Here is a 19236-nt window from a genome sequence, read left to right as displayed (position 1 = left end):
ATAGGAGATCCCCTTGAGCGCCCCCACGACCTCTTTGACCCCTCGGGACCTGCTGGCCCGGTGGGAGGAGCAGCAGAGCGCCTACGTCGCCCACCGCGAGAACCGCTTCGAGGTCATGCTGGACGTCCTTCGCCTGCACTCCCCCGCCGAGCCCACCGTGCTGGACCTGGCCTGCGGGCCGGGCTCGATCGCGGACCGGGTGCTGGGCCGTCTGCCCGGCTCCCGGGTGGTCGCCACCGACTACGATCCCGTGCTGGCCCGGCTCGCCGAGACCGTGCTCGGCGAGTACGGCGAGCGCGCCACCGTCATCGACGCCGACCTCGCCGAATCCGGCTGGAGCCGGCCCTTCGCCGAGTGGCGTTTCGACGCCGTCCTGACCTCGACCGCGCTGCACTGGCTGTCCCCGCGCCAACTGCTCGGCGTCTACACCGAGCTGGCCACGATCCTGCCGCCCGGCGCGGTCCTGCTCAACGCCGACCATCTCCGCTTCGGGCCCGAGCACTCCACCCTTGCCGAAGTGTCGGCCCGCCACGACGAGCTGATGCGGCAGGCCGCCTTCGCCGCCGGCGCCCCCACCTGGGACGCATGGTGGACCCTGGCCGGGCGACGTCCCGACCTTGGCGAGCGGATCGCCGAGCGCCGGCGGCGCTTCGCCGACCGCCCGCCTCAGCCGCTTGCCTCGCTGGCCTTTCACCAGGCCGCGCTGCGGACAGCCGGGTTCACCGAGGTGGGCACCGTCTGGCAGTACCTTGACGACTACGTCGTCTTCGCCAGGCGATGAGCAGGCGTGGCACCGCCGTCGCGATCGCCGGGGGCCTGCTGCTCCTCATGCTGTCGATCGCGGCCGCCTCCGTGGTGGGGGCGGCCGGGCTGTCTCCCGCCGACGTGCTCCGGACGATCGCGGCCCATGCCGGCCTGCCGGTGGAGCCGCTCGCGCCGCTGGACGACGGCATCGTCTGGGAGTTGCGCCTGCCCCGGGTCCTGCTGGCCGTGCTGGTGGGAGCGGGACTGTCGGTGTGCGGCGCCGTGCTGCAGGCGCTGACCCGCAATCCGCTGGCCGACCCGTACCTGCTGGGGATCTCCTCCGGCGCTTCCACCGGTGCGGTGGCCGTGCTGGTTCTGGGCCTGGGCGCCGGGACCGCCGCCTTGTCGGCGGGCGCCTTCGGCGGCAGCCTGCTCGCCTTCTGCTGCGTGCTGGCCATGATCGGCCGGCAGTTGGGCAGCACGATCCGCGTCGTGCTGGCCGGGATTGCGGTCTCGCAGCTGTTCAGCGCCCTGACCAGCCTCATTGTGATCTGGGCGGCGGACGCGCAGGGCACCCGCGGGGTGACGTTCTGGTTACTGGGCTCGCTGGCTTCGGCCAGCTGGGCGAGCGTGGCCTTGTGCGTGATCGTCGCGGCGGCGGGCATTCTCGTGTGCTGGCTGGCCTCGGCCGCGCTGGACGCGTTCGCCTTCGGCCGGGAGGCCGCCGCGTCGCTGGGCATCGCCCCGGCCAGAACGGAGCTGATCCTGTTCACCGTCACCGCGCTCACCACCGCCGTGCTGGTCGCGGCGAGCGGCGCGATCGGCTTCGTCGGGCTGATCGTCCCGCACGCCGTGCGCGCCCTCACCGGCGGGCGTCACCACGCCCTGCTCCCCGCCTGTGCCCTGTACGGCGGCGTGTTCCTGCTGGCCGCCGACACCGTCGCTCGCACCGCTTTCGCCCCTCGTGAGATCCCCGTCGGCGTACTGACGGCACTGATCGGCGTCCCTGCCTTCGCGCTCATCATGCGGCGGACAAAGGAGACACCGGCATGAGTCTGCACACGCATGACGTCACGTGGACGGCCCAGGGACGGCCGATCGTCGACGGCATCACCGTCGAGATCACGCCCGGTGGCCTGACGGGGTTGCTCGGCCCGAACGGCTCGGGCAAGTCCACCTTCCTGCGGCTGCTCGCCGGGCTGCTGCGTCCGCAGGGCGGCGCGGTCCTGCTGGACGGCCACGACCTGGACCGCCTGCCGCGGCGCGACGTCGCCCGCCGCCTGGCGGTGGTCGCCCAGGAGGTGAGCACCGACGTGGAGCTGACCGTCCTCGACGTGGTGCTGCTCGGACGCATCCCCCATCGCCGCCGCCTGGCGGCCGCGGCCGGCGAGGACGACCTCGGGCACGCCCGCCGCGCCCTGCGCCGGTGCGGCGTGGCCGACCTGGAGCACCGCCGTTGGTCCACGCTCTCCGGCGGCGAGCGGCAGCGGGTGAACATCGCTCGCGCGCTCGCGCAGGAACCCACCGAGCTGCTGCTTGACGAGCCCACCAACCACCTCGACATCGCCCACCAGCTCGCCCTGCTGGACCTGCTCGCCTCGACCCCCGTCACGGTCGTCACCGCCCTGCACGACCTCAACCTCGCCGCCCAGTACTGCGATCACCTCCTGCTGCTGCACGAAGGGCGGCTCGTCGCCGCGGGCCATCCGAAGGAGATCCTCACCGAGGAGACGGTGGAACGCGTCTACCACGTACGAGCGGAGATCACCCCCTCCGCCACCGGCCGCCCGAGCCTGCGATTCGTGAGTTCATCGCCGTAGCGGCACGGAAGCGGATCAGCGTGTGCTCTCGAACCTGCACTGCGATCGGGGCGGACAAGGAGCCCGGCCGGTGGGCTGCGTGCGAGGAGGCGGCCCGTTGCCGGAGCATCGGGCCTGGCCGTACGGCGGTCAGCCGAGTTCGGCGCGGATCTTGGGGAAGCACTTTGGTGCCGAGCAGTTCGATGGCGTGCAGGAGGTCGCGCTGCGGCAGGCCGCCACTAGCCTGGCCCCGGCCACCTGCAGCTGCTCGTGCCCCCCGCCCATAGGACACGCACCTACCGGCCCGCCCCTGCACCGTGGAGACCGGCGGCGATCATCAAGCTTGGCGTCTCCGCCTTCCAGCAGGCGTCCGTCGGGAACCACGGACACCGGTTTCATGCGATCCACGCCGGAACGCCGTAATCGGCGCCGTCCGCGCCCATGGCCCGGGCACCGGCCGGAGCGGTGACGACGGCGGTGTATCCGGTCGCTGGGTCGGCCAGCACCCGCCGCACCGTACGCGCAGGCATGACCACCGTGTCCCCCGCGCCCACGGCGAACGTCTCCCCGCCCAGCTCCACGGTGGCCGCACCCGCCACCCAGGTCCACACCTGCTCGGCGTCGAAATCGTGCACGGGCCCAGCGACGCCCGGCTTCACCTCGACCTTCCACAGAGCCCTTGAGGCCCCGCCCTGGGTCGGCGAGGCGAACGTCGTCATGACCCCGCCCGAAGTCTCCGACCGCCGCGCTTCACCCTGACGAATGACCGTCATCCCGCTCACTCCCTAGAATAGGCAACCACGTTTCCCATATAGTTAACCAGGTTGTCTATCATGTCAAGCAACGGCTTCGAACTGCCGCTCCGCCTGCTGCTCGCGTTCAGGATGCTCATCGACGAGCTGCACGCCGAGCTCGCCCGCCAGGGCCACCCCGACATCAGGCCGATGTACGGATTCGTCATGCAGGCCATCGGCCCCGACGGCACGACCGCCGTCGAGCTGGGCCGTGCCCTGGGCGTCACCAAACAGGCCGCCGGCAAGACCGTCGACAACCTGGAACGCATCGGCTATGCCGAACGCGCCACAGACCCCCGCGACAGCAGACGCAAACTCGTCCGCCTCACCCCACACGGGATGGACGCCCTCGACCGCTCGGCCCGCATCTTCGACACCCTGCGCGCCCGCTGGGCCGCCGAGCTGGGCGAGGACCGCCTCCAAGCCCTGGAGTCAGACCTGCGCCGCATGACCCCCGACAACCCCTGGCGCCTCGACATCCCGGGCTGGTTCGGCGCCCTCTGACCAAGCGTCCGCAAGGCGCCTTGGCCGCCGTAAGGCGACTTGTCCGGGACTCCCACGGAAGCGACCCCGGCGACCGTGCGGGCGACACCCTGCACCGGCCGCGACCGCACACATGTGCGGCGCGCCTTCTTCGTGCGGCCCCAGCTGCTAGGCGGCCAGCTGGAGGCCCAGGCTGGTCAGGTTCGTACGAGCCCAGTTCAGCTCTTCGGCGAGCAGGGACACCAGCGCCCCCGGCCCCTTGGCGCGGCCCGGGACCATGAGGTTGTGCGTCTCGACCTCGATGTGCGCGTTGCCGCTCACGGCGCCCGACAGCATGGCCGCCAGCGTGTCGTGCAGCACGGCCCCCGTGTTCGGCGTCTCGTCGGAGTGGTTGTGCACGTGGCCCAGCTTCACCACGGGCGCTCCGGCCTCGGCCAGGCCCCTCAGGGCCGCGCCGGGCTCCTCGCCCCCGCCGGCGAGATGGCACGCGTCCAGGCAGACGCCCAGGTGCTCGGAGTCGATGCCGCCCACCCGCGCGAGCGCCTGCTCAGTCGTCTCCAGCACGCAACCCGGCCACGGCTCGAACCCCACCCGGATCGTCTTCCCCGTCACGCTGTAGATGCCGCGCAGCTCACGAGCGAGCCGCTCCAGCCGCCGCGTGGCGATCGCCTGCAGGTCGACCGGCCAGTCGCGCCGCCACCCGATCGGAATCGTCGAGATGCTGCCGAACCGGACGTCCTCCGGGAGCAGGAACGCCAGGATCTTGGCCAGCGCCATGGTGTAGCGGTAGCGCTCGGGCTTGGCCCAGTCGGGGCCCGGGACCTCCTGGTTGCGGCCGCCGGTGCCGTTGAGGCTGACGACCTCCAGGCCGCGCTCCTCCAGAGAACGGCGCAGCCGTACGAGCTCGATGCGGTCGGCCGTGAGGTGGTCGGCGACGCTCGGCGACAGCCACAGCCCGATGCCCATCCGCTCCACGCCCAGCCGCTTGCGCACCGGCACGGCGTAGCGGGTCAGGTGGGCGATGAGGTTCTCCAGGTCCTCAGCGGGGTGCACGCCTGCGTTGTAGGCGAGGTGAACGAGCGTTCCGTCATCGTGACGCAGGCGCATCGGTTTCCTCCACGGCTTGCTTGTGTGTTCCCTCGCCCGCCTCGAACGTGCGAACCATGCGAGCATGCCTGCTCACGTGTGGCGCGCGCGTCCGCCCTGAGTTGTTATCCGGGCTACTCCGCAAGGAGCAGCCGCCGGCATAGGAACACGCCCTTGTGGGTCACTTGGATGAGACTTGGCGAAGCTCTACGCAGTGTAGTACTACTCGCGGTGGTGGTATAGCCGCCCACCCAACAATTACGCAACGACGACCAGCCGTTCTCACACCGCCATCTCCGCCACGTGAGCGGATGAGCCGCCCATCACGCGAGAAGTGAATCCCCTCACACCCGCCAACCGGACAGAGCCCCGAGAGGAACGGCCGCCATCAGCCCGCCGATGGCCCAAGCCGGCAACGTCATGCCGCCCGGCCGGGATCCATCCTGTCGCGGACGACGCACACGCCAGGCTATCCCCCATCACGCACTGCGACGTCCGCCCGGACCATGCCTGCTCACACTCATGCGACCGCGGGCGACACGGTCCGCCCACCGCCCGCACGTCGGCCTCGCGCGGTCAGAGCAGGCGTCGCCCAGCACGGCCACCGAGCCGGGCTCCTCAATGCGCAGGAGCCGCGACGTTCGGGGTCACCCATGACACCGGCGAGGCACCGCCACGTCCTGTCCGTCCATGCGGGCACCGGCGACGGCGCGCCCAGCGAGTACCGGGGCCCGCGTAGCGCGAGGTATCGGGGCCGCCGTGGAATTGCGAGGTCGTGGCCGACTCCCCGGGAGAAGGTCGCGGTGCGACTGAGTGGAACGCCCTCACCCGAGAGCTCCACCGGCGTGTTCCTCAGCGCCGCACTGCTCAGCCGCCGGTGAGTCGCCTTCCGGGATGCGGCTGGGAGCGCCTGACAGGTCCGCTCGCCCTCCATCACGGTGGCGCACACACCCGTGCAGCCTTTACGCCATTCGACGTGGCACAGGCTGTTTCAGCCGCTTATGGGCACATATCTCGCCGCGTCTCCCAAGAGAACGGACGGTCCCGTGGCGGGCACGGCTGCGGAAGAGCCGCCGCATGCGAAAGCCCCCGCGTGAACAGGTCACGCGGGGGCTTCCGAAGAGCGAGCGTCAGTGCTGGATCGGCGCGGCGATGGCGGCGGCCGAGTCAGGGACCGTCGAGGCGGTCTCGCCCTTGAAGACGAACTTCGCCTCGTCGCCCTCACCCTCGATCGTCACCTTGACGACCTGGCCGGGCCGGAGCTCGCCGTAAAGGATCTTCTCCGACAGCGAGTCCTCCAGCTCACGCTGGATCGTGCGCCGCAGCGGCCGAGCGCCCATGACCGGGTCGTAGCCGCGGTCGGCGAGCAGCTGCTTGGCCTCGGGCGACACCTCGAGCCCCATGTCGCGGTCCTTCAGCCGGGCGTCGACCTGGTTGAGCATCAGATCCACGATCTTGATGATCTCGACCGGCGTCAGCTGGTGGAAGACGACGATGTCGTCGACACGGTTGAGGAACTCGGGCCGGAAGTGCTGCTTGAGCTCCTCCTGGACCTTGGACTTCATCCGCTCGTAGTTGGACTCGGTGTCGTTGGACTTCGCGAACCCGACCCCGATGCCCTTGGAGATGTCGCGGGTGCCGAGGTTGGTGGTCATGATGATGACCGTGTTCTTGAAGTCGACCACCCGACCCTGGGCGTCGGTCAGGCGACCGTCTTCCAGGATCTGCAGCAACGAGTTGAAGATGTCGGGGTGGGCCTTCTCGATCTCGTCGAACAGGACCACGGAGAACGGCTTGCGCCGCACCTTCTCGGTGAGCTGACCGCCCTCCTCGTAGCCGACGTAGCCGGGAGGCGAGCCGAAGAGCCGGGAGACGGTGTGCTTCTCCATGAACTCCGACATGTCCAGGCTGATCAGAGCGTCTTCGTCGCCGAAGAGGAACTCCGCCAGGGCCTTGGACAGCTCGGTCTTACCGACACCGGAGGGACCCGCGAAGATGAACGAGCCACCGGGACGACGCGGGTCCTTCAGGCCGGCGCGGGTGCGCCGGATGGACCGCGACAGGCCCTTGATGGCGTCGTCCTGGCCGATGATCCGCTTGTGGAGCTCGTCCTCCATGCGGAGCAGGCGCTGCGACTCCTCCTCGGTCAGCTTGAAGACCGGGATGCCGGTGGCGGTCGCCAGGACCTCGGCGATGAGCTCCTGAGTGACCTCGGCCACGACGTCCATGTCGCCGGCCTTCCACTCCTTCTCCCGCCGCTCGCGCTTGAGCTGGAGCTGCTTCTCCTGGTCACGGAGGGCAGCGGCCTTCTCGAAGTCCTGCGCGTCGATCGCGGACTCCTTGTCACGGCGGACGTTGGCGATCTTCTCGTCGTATTCGCGCAGGTCCGGCGGCGCGGTCATGCGGCGGATGCGCATCCGGGACCCGGCCTCGTCGATGAGGTCGATCGCCTTGTCGGGAAGGTAGCGGTCGCTGATGTAGCGGTCGGCCAGCTGCGCGGCGGCGACCAGCGCGTCGTCGGTGATCGACACGCGGTGGTGCGCCTCGTAGCGGTCGCGCAGACCCTTGAGGATCTCGATCGTGTGGCTGAGCGACGGCTCGGCCACCTGGATCGGCTGGAAGCGGCGCTCCAGCGCGGCGTCCTTCTCCAAGTACTTGCGGTACTCGTCGAGCGTGGTCGCGCCGATCGTCTGCAGCTCACCGCGGGCCAGCATGGGCTTGAGGATGCTGGCGGCGTCGATCGCGCCCTCGGCGGCGCCCGCACCCACGAGCGTGTGCAGCTCGTCGATGAACAGGATGATGTCGCCGCGCGTACGGATCTCCTTGAGCACCTTCTTCAGGCGCTCCTCGAAGTCGCCGCGGTAGCGGGAGCCGGCGACCAGGGCGCCGAGGTCAAGCGTGTAGAGCTGCTTGTCCTTCAGCGTCTCGGGCACCTCGCCCCTGACGATCTTCTGCGACAGGCCCTCGACGACGGCGGTCTTGCCGACGCCGGGCTCGCCGATGAGAACGGGGTTGTTCTTGGTCCTCCGGGAGAGGACCTGCATGACCCGCTCGATCTCCTTCTCGCGGCCGATGACCGGATCCAGCTTGCCCTCGCGGGCGGCCTGGGTCAGGTTGCGGCCGAACTGGTCGAGCACCAGGGAGGTCGACGGGGCCGACTCCTGCGGACCGCCCGCCGCGGCCGGCTCCTTGCCCTGGTAACCGTGGAGCAACTGGATGACCTGCTGCCGGACACGGTTGAGATCAGCTCCAAGCTTGACCAGCACCTGAGCCGCCACACCCTCACCCTCGCGGATGAGCCCGAGCAGGATGTGCTCGGTGCCGATGTAGTTGTGGCCCAGCTGCAAAGCCTCACGGAGCGACAGCTCGAGGACCTTCTTGGCCCGCGGGGTGAACGGAATGTGCCCCGACGGAGCCGACTGGCCCTGGCCGATGATCTCCTCGACCTGCTGGCGCACACCCTCAAGGCTGATGCCGAGGCTCTCCAGAGCCTTGGCGGCTACGCCCTCACCTTCATGGATCAAACCAAGAAGAATGTGCTCAGTGCCGATGTAGTTGTGGTTGAGCATCCTGGCCTCTTCTTGGGCCAAGACGACAACACGCCTCGCTCGGTCGGTGAACCTCTCGAACATCTCGTCGCTCCTCACAGAGCGGTCAGTCAGGCCGGTAAATCCGGTCCCGTCCTCCCGCATGCTAGCCCTGGCTCGGCGAACCGTGCCCACTGCCGCTGACACGCTCTATAACAGACACGTTCCCCGAGAGCAGGGCGTTCACCCTCCATCCAACTACTGTTCGGGGGTGACGTGTTCCCGATACGCCGCAAGCGAACGATGTTTAGGACACTTCGCGGAAGCGGCACCGAATTGCCGCCCGCGGCGTACACAGATCCACACCGATCCACACGGATCGTCCACCGGACGCCTGCTGCGAGGCCGGCGTGGGGACACCTGCCCCGCGCATCTCAGATGCCGCGCCCGTATCTGTTACGCAATCATCCTATGTCGGGTCGCAAAGGATGGCCAAGCGGTCTCGCTACGCCCTGAGCACAACACGCGACGCACCGCACATCGCGGCGCCGCATTGCCGTGTACGCCGGTGCTCTCTTAATGTGCCATCCGGTCAGCCCGGTTACCGAACCCGTCCGCATGATGAGACGGCTGTCCCCATGGGTCAGGAGTTTCGCTACTGTCCTGCCGTTGCCGCTGGTTACCAATCGAACCAATGCGCACCGCACGCCGGGGAAGCGGCATTGTTATGAGGCGTACTCAGGTTATGCCGCGACATCCGCGCCCGGTTTTCGCCGGGGTGCGTACGGATCGCGGGTTAAGCGCCACAACGCCGGAAGATCGCCGCAGGGGGGTTAACCGCGCCGGTGTTTTCCGCGATGGCCCGTTCCAGTGGGCGCGGCACCCGCCTGCGGCGCGCCAATGTCGTCGGCGAGGGACATTGGGTGCCCGGGGTGAGGCCCCCGTGCGTACGTGAATGCGCGGCATTCGAACGCACGGGGCACGACACCTCGCATATGCGAGGGCCTGGCCGGTGAATCGGCGCTGACGCCGGAACACCTGCCCAAAACGCCCGCATATGGGTGGGTCTTGAGATCGTCATCCCCAGACGTCCCGAAATCTGGAACGCCAAGAGAAGGATCATGCGCTTATGGCGGTCGCCGGGGTCCGAGGCGAGCATCATAAGCGCATGGTCGGCCGACCGACTCCTTAGTGAGCCTGCTCGTACTTCTCCACGATGGTGGAGGCGATACGGCCGCGCTCGCTGACCTGCAGGCCGTGATTCTTGGCCCACTGCCTGATCTCGGAGCTCTTCTCCCGGGTCATCGCGCGACTGCCGCCGCGGCCACGCCGGCGCGTGGATACGGTGCCCGCCCTGCGCGCATGCTGCACGAAAGGCGTGAGCGCGTCCCTCAGCTTCTTCGCGTTTAGGTCGCTGAGGTCAATCTCATAGGAGGAGCCGTCAATAGCGAAGCTGACCGTCTCATTGGCCTCGCCCCCATCGAGGTCATCGATGAGAATCTCCTGGATCTGCTTGGCCATCTACGCAATCCTTTCGCGGAGCATTGTTTCATTCGCCTGCCCAAACATATACCCGGAAAGGCGTGGAGACAATTCAGCGCTACGGGATTCGGCTGACTGGCCGATCAGTTCTGGCTCTCCGGCTGATCCTCGCGGTTTCGCCGGCCGCCCAGGGCCTCGGACCGGACCAACTTCACTACGCCAAAGATGAAGGCGCCGCCCACCACCGCCGGGGGGATGAGCGCTGACAATACGTCTGTTAGGGCTTCCATTCGTCCTCGGCCTCCACGGCTAGCGGGGTTTCGGGGCGCTTTAAGCGCTGGCAGCGGGGTCACGGAGAGCCCGGCTCCCCCATGACAGCAGGCGACAACCACCCGCAACCGACCATAGCGGCACACACTCGCCCTGCGCGCGCAGGGGCGCCAACATCCGGCAAGCCGGACGCCCCATAGCCTAATGCCAGTCTCTCCAGGGTCCTTACCGGATCAAGCGAAAATTTTGCGAAAAGGCATCCGTGCAGGTACGGAAGGTCTCACCGAAGATCTTTCACCACACGTGTTCCGGCCAGCCGGTCGTGCGGCCCCCGCTCGAGCGGCTTGTCGATCAGGATGAGCAACCCGACGCCGAACAGCAGCATTCCCGCCACCAGATTCACCACCGGAATGCCCATCAGCATGGCAGGAGCGGGATAGACCAGCGCCCGTTTGAGCAGAGACCGGGACGGTAGATCCCGGGGCTCCAGGCGAATCCGCATGATCGCCTTACCGAAGGTGCGCCCGCGCCGCGAATGGGCCCACCAGTCGTAGCCGGCATAAGCGGCGCCGGCCGCTGCCCATGAGAACACACCCGGCAGTCTCCCGCCGAGCATCTCGGACATCCCGACAGTCCGGAAGATGCCCCACAGGGCGATGAACAGAATGTAATAGAAGACGCCGAAGACGAGCGCTTCAATGAGCCGGGCGGCGAGGCGTTCCCACCATTCCGCGGGCGCCGGGCCCGATGGGGGCGTGCCGGCCATAACTCCCACCTCGCGTCATCGGCGGCTCGGATCCCCCCATTTTGGTACGGTCACCCGGACAAAACATAGGGGCCGGCACGAAGCCGGCCCCCTGTTTTACGCCCGCGAAGACTACTTGATCTTCACCACGACAGTCTTGCCGAACTTGTCGGCGAGCGTCTGCTGCAGCGGCTTGTCCCACAGCATGGACAGCCCGTTGAGGCCGCACACGAGCGGAGCCAGGATGATGCCGAACGGCAGCAGCATCAGGATGTAGGCGCCCCAGGTCGCCAGGCCGCGCTTGAGCGCGGCGTCGGTGGGCACGCCACCGGCCGGCATCGGCTGGCCGACCTGCACGACCTTGATGCCCAGGACCATCTTGCCGAGCGTCTGGCCCTTCATCTTGTGCATGAGGAAGTCGTAGCCGACGTAGATGGCCGTCACGAGAACGGCCACGATGATGCCGACCACGAACGACGACATACCCGACATGGTGCCGGTCGTCGAGTCGTAGGTGGCCAGCAGGATGCCGCCTATGACGACCATGACGACGAACAGCACGATGCCGAACAGGATGCCGTCGATGATCCGCGCCACCCAGCGCTGCCACCACTCGGCCAGCGGCGCCGGGGCTCCGGGCGGCTGCACGCCGATCGGGCCGTAACCGGGCTGCCCGTAGGGCGTCTGGCCGTAAGGCGCCTGACCGTACGCGGGCTGCTGCGGCTGGCCGTAGCCCTGGCCGTACTGCTGGTCGTAGCCGGGCTGGCCGTACTGCGGCTGACCGTAGCCGGGCTGGGACTGCGGCTGCTGCCCGTACTGGGGCTGCTGGCCGTGAGCCTGCTGGCCGTAGCCCTGCTGACCGTAGTCGGGTTGCGACTGCGGCTGCTGGCCGTACTGCGGCTGGGCGAAGCCCGGTTGCGACTGCTGCTGGCCGTAGTCGGGCTGCTGCCCGTACTGGGGCTGCTGGCCGGACTGCGGCTGCTGACCGTAACCCTGCTGACCCTGCTGGGCCTGCTGGCCGTAGTCGGGCTGGCTGTACTGCTGCTGCCCGTAATCGGGTTGCGACTGCGGCTGCTGCCCGTACTGCTGCTGCCCGTAATCGGGTTGCGACTGCGGCTGCTGCCCGTACTGCTGCTGCCCGTAGTCGGATTGGGACTGGGGCTGCTGGCCATATTGCTGCCCGTAGCCGGGCTGGGCCTGCGGCTGCTGCCCGTACTGGGGCTGCTGGGCGTGAGCCTGCTGGCCGTAGCCCTGCTGGCCGTAATCGGGCTGGCCGTATTCGGGCTGGCCGTATTCGGGCTGGCCGTAGCCCTGCTGCTGACCGTAGTCAGGCTGGGCCTGCTGGCCGTAGCCCTGTTGACCATAGCCCTGCTGGCCGTAGTCGGGCTGGGCCTGCGACTGCTGCCCGTAGTCGGGCTGCTGGCCGTACTGGGGTTGCTGGCCGTAGGGAGGCTGACCCTGCTGGGGCTGGCCGTAGCCTTGCTGTCCGTAGGGGGGTTGCTGCCCGTAGGCATCGTCCACCCGGTAGCCGACCACAGTCGCGTCCGGGTCGGGCTCGCCAGGATGGCGGCCCGGGTTCTGCTGCCCGTAGGGGCCGGGTGCAGAATTTTCGCCGGATTCGTTCTGCGGATACGGCGGCTGTCCGGTGCTCACCGTGTCACCTCGCTTCAAGTGCGCATGTGGCACGTGTCAGGACACATGCCTGTGCTGCCCAACGTATCGACATAGGTATCAACAATCACCTTTCCATGTGGTCAGCGTCCGCGTCACCCGATGGGAGATGCAGCAGCATGCGGGTGTTGTCCAGGGTGTTCGGCTTCACGTGCTCCAGATCGAGGAACTCCGCAACACCCTCGTCGTACGAGGCCAGGAGTTCGGCGTACACCTCGGGTGAGACCGGCGTGCCCTGTATCCGGCGAAAGCCGTGTCTGGCGAAGAAGTCGACCTCAAAAGTCAGACAGAATACACGCCTCAGCCCCAGATCCTTCGCCTGCTGTATCAGCGCCGAGACGATGCGGTGGCCGATGCCCATGCCCCGGCACGCGGGGTCCACGGCGACGGTGCGGACCTCGGCGAGGTCCTCCCACAGCACATGGAGCGCGCCGCATCCGACGACCTGCCCGCCCCGCTCGGCCACCCAGAACTCCTGTACGTCCTCGTACAGCGTCACCGTGGCCTTCTCCAGGAGCCGCGGCCCCGCGCCCGCGTAGGTGTCGACGAGGCGCCTGATCGTCCGCACGTCGGGGGTACGGGCGCGCCGGACCACCACCGCGGTCTCGGACAACGTCGGTTCGGCCACCTGCTCCATGGCTCTCCAGCGTACAGATGTCATTACGGCTCAGCCTTAACTCCCATGTCCCGCCCCATCTTGTTACATCTTGTGGCCAGGTGGACACGCGCCCGGACCCCAATCGTCGGGCACCGAAGCGTGACAATCAGGGCAAAATGCCCGTTGTGCACGGGAGTACACGCCTTCACCTCGCGACTCTCCAGCGGTGAAAGGCCGACGAAGTCGGCAGTTCCGGTTGAGCACGAACCCGGAGTGCATTAGTGTCCAGCGACGATGTTCCCCGTGTGTCCCCACACGCGGGAGACACGCCCAATCCCCGCGAGGGGAGCCGGGGACCCGCCGGTGGCCTCCCCAGAACGCCACCACAAGGGGTGAATCCGAGATCGCTCGGTAGGGCTGCTCCGGCCCGAACCCGTCAGCTAACCCGGTAGGCGTCTACGAGAGGAGCTTGGTTGGTGAAGCGCTTGCGCGAGCGCCAAGGCAGACACGCCCGTCCGTCCGTACGCGGGCGGAGATCACGCTTTCTCGGTGTGGTGAGTCTCACAGTCGCCGCGACGCTGCTCGCCGTCCCCGTCGGTTCGGCCTCCGCCGACCCCAAGCCCTCCCTCCAGGACCTGGCCGACCAGGTCGAGAAGATGCACACCGATATCGAGACGCTGGCCGAGCAGTACAACGGCCAGCGCGAGAAGCTCAAGACCGCGCGCAAGGCCGCCGAGGCCGCGCAGAAGACGCTGGCCACCAGCGAGGCCGATCTCGCCGCCAAGCGCGCCAAGGCCATCGCCCTGGCCCAGAACGCCTACATCACCGGCGGCCTGAGCCGGGCCCTGACCTTCACCTCCGCCGAGGACCCCGAGAAGTTCCTCGACCAGGCCGCCACCACGTACGCGCTGGAGCAGCAGCAGGGCGAGGAGGTCACCCAGCTCCTCAAGGCCATGGACGCGGCCGAGCGGGCACGGGCCGGCGCCAAGACGCGCATCGAAGAGGTCGAGAAACTGGTCTCCGACATCGACACCAAGCGCGACAAGATCACCAAACTGGTCACCAAGATCGAGAGCAACCTCTTCCAGCGGGCGCTCGGCGAAGCCGGCCGGCCCGGCACCCGGGCCACCCGCGTCAACCTGCCGGTCCCGGGCGACGGCAAGGCCGCCGCCGCCGCGCGCTGGGCGCTGACGCAGCAGCTCAAGCCGTACGTGTGGGGCGCCGAGGGGCCCAGCTCGTACGACTGCTCCGGGCTGGTGATGGCGGCCTACCGGCAGGTGGGCATCGCACTGCCGCACTACACCGGCAGCCAGTGGACGTCCGGCAGGCACATCGACCGCTCTGAGCTGCGCGCCGGTGACCTGGTGTTCTTCTACAACGACCTGCACCACGTCGGCATCTACCTCGGCGGCGGCATGATGGTGCACGCGCCGCGGACCGGTGACGTCGTCCGCATCGCCGCGATCGAGGGCCGGCCGTACGCGGGGGCCGTACGCATCGCGGACTGAGCGGGCTCAGATGAGCTGACGGCGGGCCGCCCAGGCCACGGCCTCGATCGCCGTGGCCACGCCGATGCGGTCGCAGATGGCGCGCAGCCGCCGGCGTACGGTGCGGCCGCTGATGTCGAGCCGCCTGCCCACCCGGTCGACGGTGACCCCCTTGGCCAGCTCCGCCAGCAGAGCGAGATCCGCCTCGCTCAGCTCGATGCCTTCCGTGAGCACATCCATCGGGAGCCCTCCCCCAACAGCCGCGGGCCGAAATCGATCCCGCTGACGGTAAACGCATCGTAGAAAGGTGGTCAAGCATAACAATCACCATGCGTGACGATCACCATTGACATGACCCGATATATGTGACCTACTCGCGATATGTCGGCACTGATCGGTCCGCGATGAACGACGTCAACACCCCTCCCGTCACTCCCGAGGACGCCCTGGGTTTCGATCCGTTCGATCCGGAATTTCTCCGTGATCCATATGTCCGATATCGGGAGATGAGCGAGCACGGCCCTCTCTTCCGTACGCGTGCCGGTCTGCTCGTCGCCACCACGCACGAGCTCTGCACCGTTCTGCTGCGCGATCCCCGTTTCGGCCGCGGCTCAGGCCCGATGCGGGCCACAGGTGAGCCCGCCCAGTCGTTCCTGTGGATGGACCCGCCCGACCACACGAGGCTCCGCGGCCTGGTCAGCCGCGCCTTCACCCCCCGCATGCTGGAACGGCTGCGCCCGCGCATCGAGGCGATCACCGCCGACCTGGTGAGCTCGCTGCCGGAGGAGGCCGAGCTCGTGTCGGGCCTGGCGTACCCGCTGCCGGTCATGGTGATCAGCGAGATGCTCGGCGTGCCGCAGGAGGACCACCTGCGCTTCCGCGGCTGGAGCGAGAGCCTCGCCCGCGGCCTCGACCCGATCCTGACGGACGACCTCGCGGCGCAGAGCGGACGGGCGGCGCAGGAGTTCCGCGACTACTTCCGCGAGCTCATCGCGATCAGGCGTGAGCGCCCCGGCGACGACCTGCTGAGCGCCCTGACCCAGGTGAGCGAGCTGACCGAGGGCGAGCTGCTGGCGACCTGCGTGCTACTGCTCGTGGCCGGTCACGAGACGACCGTCAACCTCATCGCGAACGGCGTGCTCAACCTGACCCGCCACGGGCTGCTGAAGCACGCCGCCGAGCATCCCAAGCAGGTGGTCGAGGAGGTGCTGAGGTACGACCCGCCGGTGCAGCTCACCGCCCGCCAGGCGCTGCGGGACGTGGAGCTGGGCGGCGTACCGGTGCCCGCGGGCACGCGGGTGATGGCGTTGATCGGCGCGGCCAACCGCGACCCGGCGGTCTTCTCCGACCCCGACCGCTTCGACGTGACCCGCGACCCGGGCCGCCACCTGGCCTTCGGCCTCGGCATCCACTTCTGCCTGGGCGCGACGCTGGCCCGCATGGAGGGCGAGATCGCGCTGTCGGCCCTCGCGACGGCGGCGCCGGACCTGGACCTGGCCGAGCCTGAGCCGCCGTACAAGGGGAATCTCGTGCTGCGCGGCCTGGCCAGGCTGCCCGTACGCCTCAGGCGTTAGCAGAGGCGGCCGCGGGGTGCGCGGCCGCCTCGTGCTGACGCGTGCTCAGTGGGTCGGCTTGACCAGCGGGAAGAGGATGGTCTCGCGGATGTTCTTGCCGGTGAAGGCCATGATCATGCGGTCGATGCCGGCGCCCATGCCACCCGTCGGCGGCATCGCGTATTCGAGGGCCTGCAGGAAGTCCTCGTCGAGCTGCATGGCCTCCAGGTCGCCGCCGGCGGCCAGCAGCGACTGCTCGGTCAGACGGCGGCGCTGCTCGATCGGGTCGACCAGCTCGGAGTAGGCGGTGCCGAGCTCGGTGCCGAAGCCGATGAGGTCCCACTTCTCGGTGAGCAGCGGGTTGTCGCGGTGCTGACGGGTCAGCGGCGAGGTCTCCAGCGGGTAGTCCATGACGAACGTGGGCTGCACGAGCGTGTGCTCGACCAGCGCCTCGAACAGCTCCTGCACGAGCTTGCCCGAGCCCCACTTCGGGTCCCAGTTGATCTCACGGCTGTCGGCGATCTTGCGCAACTCCTCCAGCGTGGTGGAGGTGGTGATCTCCTCGCCGACGGCCTGCGACACCGCGCCGTAGAGCGTGATGCGCGGCCACTCGGCGATGCCGAGGTCGACCTCGACGCCGTCGTGGACGACGACCGTGGTGCCCAGGGCCGCCACGACGGCCTTCTGGTACATCCGCTGGGTCAGGTCGGCCATGTCGTTGTAGTCGAGGTAGGTGCCGTACGCCTCGAGCATGGTGAACTCGGGGTTGTGCGTCGAGTCGGCGCCTTCGTTGCGGAAGTTGCGGTTGATCTCGAAGACCTTCTCGATGCCGCCCACCACGAGCCGCTTCAGATAGAGCTCGATCGCGATGCGGAGGTAGAGCTCCATGTCGTAGGCGTTGATGTGGGTCTTGAACGGCCGGGCCGAGGCGCCACCGTGGATCGGCTGCAGCATCGGCGTCTCGACCTCGAGGTAGCCCTCTTCGTGCCAGAAGTCGCGTACGGCGCGCACGGTGTCGCTGCGCAGCCGGGCCATCTTCCTCGACTCGTCGTTGACGATGAGGTCGACGTAGCGCTGGCGCACCCGCGCCTCGGGGTCGGTGAGCCCGACGTGCTTCTCCGGCAGCGGGCGCAGGCACTTGGCGGTGATCTGCCAGCTGTCGGCCAGGATGGACAGCTCGCCGCGGCGCGAGGTGATGACCTCGCCGGTGACGCCCACGTGGTCGCCCAGGTCGACGTCGCGCTTCCAGGAGGCCAGCGACTCCTCGCCCACCTTGTCGAGCGAGATCATGACCTGGAGGTCGGCGCCGCCGTCGCGGAGCGTGGCGAAGCACAGCTTGCCGCCCACGCGGTTGAGCATGACGCGCCCCGCGACGCCCACCGTGTCGCCGGTGGCGAAGTCGGGCTCCAGGCCCTGGTATTTCTCCCTGACCTCGGCGTTGGTCGCCGTACGGGGGAAGGTCACCGGGTAAGGGTCGACGCCCTCGTGACGAAGGCGGTCGAGCTTCTCCCTCCGGATGCGCATCTGCTCGGGAAGTTCGTCGCTCACAACATCAAAGGGTAGGGGATATGGCGAACTGCAAGGACTCGTCGGTTAGCTGCATGATGCGTGCAGGGTCGCTGCAAGAGACCCGGCATACCAATATCCCACGAGCTCAGGGGGGAGCCGGCAGGGAGCCGGCCCGCATGGGGAGCTCGGGGAGACACGATGTACAAGAAGATCGCGACCGGGTTCTTCGCCGTCGCCGCCACCACCGCTGTGGCCCTCTCGCTCCCGGCAGCCGCCAGCGCCGCGTCGTACGACCGCTCCGAGTCCTTCGGCCCCGTCTACGCTCAGCGCTTCCTGGCCAAGGCCGAGGGCCGGATGTTCGTCGACTGGGACCGCAGGGGCCGGTCCAACGAGGTCACCGTAAGCGGCCGCCTCCAGGACCTCGACCGCCGCTCGTACGAAGAGGGCGGCAAGTGCGCGTACGTCTCGTTCCAGGCCAACGACTTCCACCGCCACTGGAACACCGTCTACACCGACAGGTACTGCGGCTTCCCCGGCTCCGAGCGGATCTCCTTCCGCGAGGACGACGTCCGCAGCCTGCGGGTGCGGGTCTGCCAGGTCGGGCCGCGCGGCGGCTTCCCGACGAACTGCGGGCGCTGGGAGTACCTCAGCACCCGATGACATCCGAGACGAGCGGCCCCCCTCTCCGTGAGAGGCGGGGCCGTCAGGCGGTGTTGCGGTGGTAGACCAGCCGCAGCCCGATGAGCGTCAGCCACGGCTCGTGCACGTCGATCGAGCGCGACTCGCCCACGACCAGCCCCGCGTGACCGCCGGTCGCGACCACGGTCACCTCCTCGGGGTCGTCGGCGAGCTCGGCGACCATGCGCTCCACGATGCCGTCGACCTGGCCCGCGAAGCCGTAGATGATGCCGGCCTGCAGCGCCTCGACGGTGTTCTTCGCGATCACCGAGCGGGGCCTGACCAGCTCGACCTTGTGCAGCTGCGCCCCCGCGGCGGCGAGGGCGTCCACCGAGATCTCGATGCCGGGGGCGGTGACCGCGCCGATGTATTCGCCCTTGGCCGACACCGCGTCGAACGAGGTCGCGGTGCCGAAGTCGACGATGACGCAGGGGCCGCCGTACTGGTCGATGGCGGCCAGGGCGTTCACGATGCGGTCGCTGCCGACCTCTTTGGGGTTGTCCATGCGCACGGGCACGCCGGTGCGGATGCCCGGCTCCACGATCACCGCCTGCACGTCGCCGTAGTAACGGCGGCACATCTCCCGCATCTCGTTCAGCACGCTCGGCACGGTGGAGCAAATGGCGATGCCGTCGACGTCGGCGCCCTTGAGCAGGGGGGACTGCGTCAGCAGACCCTGGAGCACGACCGCGATCTCGTCGGCGGTGCGGCGGGCGTCGGTCGCCAGCCGCCAGTGCTCGATGACCTCCTCACCCTCGAAGAGCCCCAGCACCGTGTGCGTGTTGCCGACATCGATCGTGAGCAGCATCC

17 protein-coding genes and 1 riboswitch are annotated in these 19236 nt (G+C 68.6%); of the genes, 7 read left to right on the top strand and 10 right to left on the bottom strand.

Annotation, left to right across the window (positions count from 1 at the left end; translation table 11 throughout):
- Positions 1-13 precede the first annotated feature (13 nt).
- Genes ACIBP6_RS32485 through ACIBP6_RS32475 form a run of 3 tightly spaced genes read left to right on the top strand, consistent with a single transcriptional unit; the run spans position 14 to position 2564 of the window.
- The gene (locus ACIBP6_RS32485) at positions 14-781 is read left to right on the top strand and encodes a class I SAM-dependent methyltransferase (RefSeq protein WP_397057644.1); all 768 of its coding nucleotides are present in this window, start codon (positions 14-16) and stop codon (positions 779-781) included.
- Positions 778-1797, top strand: coding sequence for a FecCD family ABC transporter permease (locus ACIBP6_RS32480; RefSeq protein ID WP_397057643.1), 1020 nt, complete (start codon positions 778-780; stop codon positions 1795-1797). The genes ACIBP6_RS32485 and ACIBP6_RS32480 overlap by 4 nt, the downstream gene beginning before the upstream one ends.
- Complete coding sequence (locus ACIBP6_RS32475) at positions 1794-2564, top strand: ABC transporter ATP-binding protein (protein ID WP_397057642.1); 771 nt, start codon at positions 1794-1796, stop codon at positions 2562-2564. The genes ACIBP6_RS32480 and ACIBP6_RS32475 overlap by 4 nt, the downstream gene beginning before the upstream one ends.
- Before the next feature lie 374 nt (positions 2565-2938).
- Here ACIBP6_RS32475 and ACIBP6_RS32470 read toward each other — a convergent pair whose 3' ends face one another.
- Positions 2939-3316 (bottom strand): cupin domain-containing protein, encoded by a 378-nt coding sequence (locus ACIBP6_RS32470; RefSeq protein WP_397057641.1) that lies wholly within the window; start codon positions 3314-3316, stop codon positions 2939-2941.
- A 60-nt stretch (positions 3317-3376) separates the two neighbouring features.
- Between ACIBP6_RS32470 and ACIBP6_RS32465 the strand changes: the two genes are divergently transcribed.
- A complete protein-coding gene (locus ACIBP6_RS32465; RefSeq protein ID WP_397057640.1) occupies positions 3377-3841 on the top strand; it encodes a MarR family winged helix-turn-helix transcriptional regulator in 465 nt (154 codons plus the stop codon).
- 147 nt (positions 3842-3988) lie between these two features.
- On the opposite strand, the gene ACIBP6_RS32460 is transcribed toward ACIBP6_RS32465, so the two are convergent.
- From ACIBP6_RS32460 to ACIBP6_RS32435, 6 genes are all read right to left on the bottom strand, one after another.
- The gene (locus ACIBP6_RS32460) at positions 3989-4873 is read right to left on the bottom strand and encodes a sugar phosphate isomerase/epimerase family protein (RefSeq protein WP_397057639.1); all 885 of its coding nucleotides are present in this window, start codon (positions 4871-4873) and stop codon (positions 3989-3991) included.
- A 1163-nt stretch (positions 4874-6036) separates the two neighbouring features.
- Positions 6037-8538: an ATP-dependent Clp protease ATP-binding subunit gene (locus ACIBP6_RS32455; RefSeq protein ID WP_132614481.1), complete on the bottom strand. Its 2502-nt coding sequence runs from the start codon at positions 8536-8538 to the stop codon at positions 6037-6039.
- Between the two features lie 1083 nt (positions 8539-9621).
- Complete coding sequence (locus ACIBP6_RS32450; RefSeq protein ID WP_132614479.1) at positions 9622-9954, bottom strand: histone-like nucleoid-structuring protein Lsr2; 333 nt, start codon at positions 9952-9954, stop codon at positions 9622-9624.
- A gap of 511 nt (positions 9955-10465) precedes the next feature.
- Positions 10466-10951 (bottom strand): RDD family protein, encoded by a 486-nt coding sequence (locus ACIBP6_RS32445; RefSeq protein WP_397057638.1) that lies wholly within the window; start codon positions 10949-10951, stop codon positions 10466-10468.
- A 111-nt stretch (positions 10952-11062) separates the two neighbouring features.
- Positions 11063-12583 (bottom strand): RDD family protein, encoded by a 1521-nt coding sequence (locus ACIBP6_RS32440; RefSeq protein WP_397057637.1) that lies wholly within the window; start codon positions 12581-12583, stop codon positions 11063-11065.
- Between the two features lie 85 nt (positions 12584-12668).
- A complete protein-coding gene (locus ACIBP6_RS32435; RefSeq protein WP_397057636.1) occupies positions 12669-13238 on the bottom strand; it encodes an amino-acid N-acetyltransferase in 570 nt (189 codons plus the stop codon).
- A gap of 278 nt (positions 13239-13516) precedes the next feature.
- A riboswitch (cyclic di-AMP (ydaO/yuaA leader) is annotated at positions 13517-13669 on the top strand.
- An 81-nt stretch (positions 13670-13750) separates the two neighbouring features.
- On the opposite strand from ACIBP6_RS32435, the gene ACIBP6_RS32430 reads away from it, so the two are divergent.
- Entirely contained in the window at positions 13751-14707 is a 957-nt protein-coding gene (locus tag ACIBP6_RS32430; RefSeq protein WP_397057635.1) for a C40 family peptidase, read from the top strand.
- 6 nt (positions 14708-14713) lie between these two features.
- Here the strand turns inward: ACIBP6_RS32430 and ACIBP6_RS32425 are convergent, their stop codons facing one another.
- Complete coding sequence (locus ACIBP6_RS32425) at positions 14714-14926, bottom strand: LuxR C-terminal-related transcriptional regulator (RefSeq protein WP_132614469.1); 213 nt, start codon at positions 14924-14926, stop codon at positions 14714-14716.
- Positions 14927-15192: 266 nt separating this feature from the next.
- Between ACIBP6_RS32425 and ACIBP6_RS32420 the strand changes: the two genes are divergently transcribed.
- Complete coding sequence (locus ACIBP6_RS32420; protein ID WP_397057634.1) at positions 15193-16260, top strand: cytochrome P450; 1068 nt, start codon at positions 15193-15195, stop codon at positions 16258-16260.
- 45 nt (positions 16261-16305) lie between these two features.
- Here ACIBP6_RS32420 and lysX read toward each other — a convergent pair whose 3' ends face one another.
- A complete protein-coding gene (lysX, locus tag ACIBP6_RS32415) occupies positions 16306-17787 on the bottom strand; it encodes a bifunctional lysylphosphatidylglycerol synthetase/lysine--tRNA ligase LysX (protein WP_132614467.1) in 1482 nt (493 codons plus the stop codon).
- 159 nt (positions 17788-17946) lie between these two features.
- Between lysX and ACIBP6_RS32410 the strand changes: the two genes are divergently transcribed.
- Entirely contained in the window at positions 17947-18408 is a 462-nt protein-coding gene (locus ACIBP6_RS32410) for a hypothetical protein (protein WP_397057633.1), read from the top strand.
- 43 nt (positions 18409-18451) lie between these two features.
- Here the strand turns inward: ACIBP6_RS32410 and ACIBP6_RS32405 are convergent, their stop codons facing one another.
- The gene (locus ACIBP6_RS32405; RefSeq protein ID WP_397057632.1) at positions 18452-19234 is read right to left on the bottom strand and encodes a type III pantothenate kinase; all 783 of its coding nucleotides are present in this window, start codon (positions 19232-19234) and stop codon (positions 18452-18454) included.
- Between the last annotated feature and the right edge of the window lie 2 nt (positions 19235-19236).

Source organism: Nonomuraea terrae, assembly GCF_044465245.1.
In the GTDB taxonomy this organism is placed as follows: domain Bacteria; phylum Actinomycetota; class Actinomycetes; order Streptosporangiales; family Streptosporangiaceae; genus Nonomuraea; species Nonomuraea terrae.
Note: the sequence above shows the minus strand (reverse complement) of the source record. Positions and strands in the feature narration are given on the sequence as shown.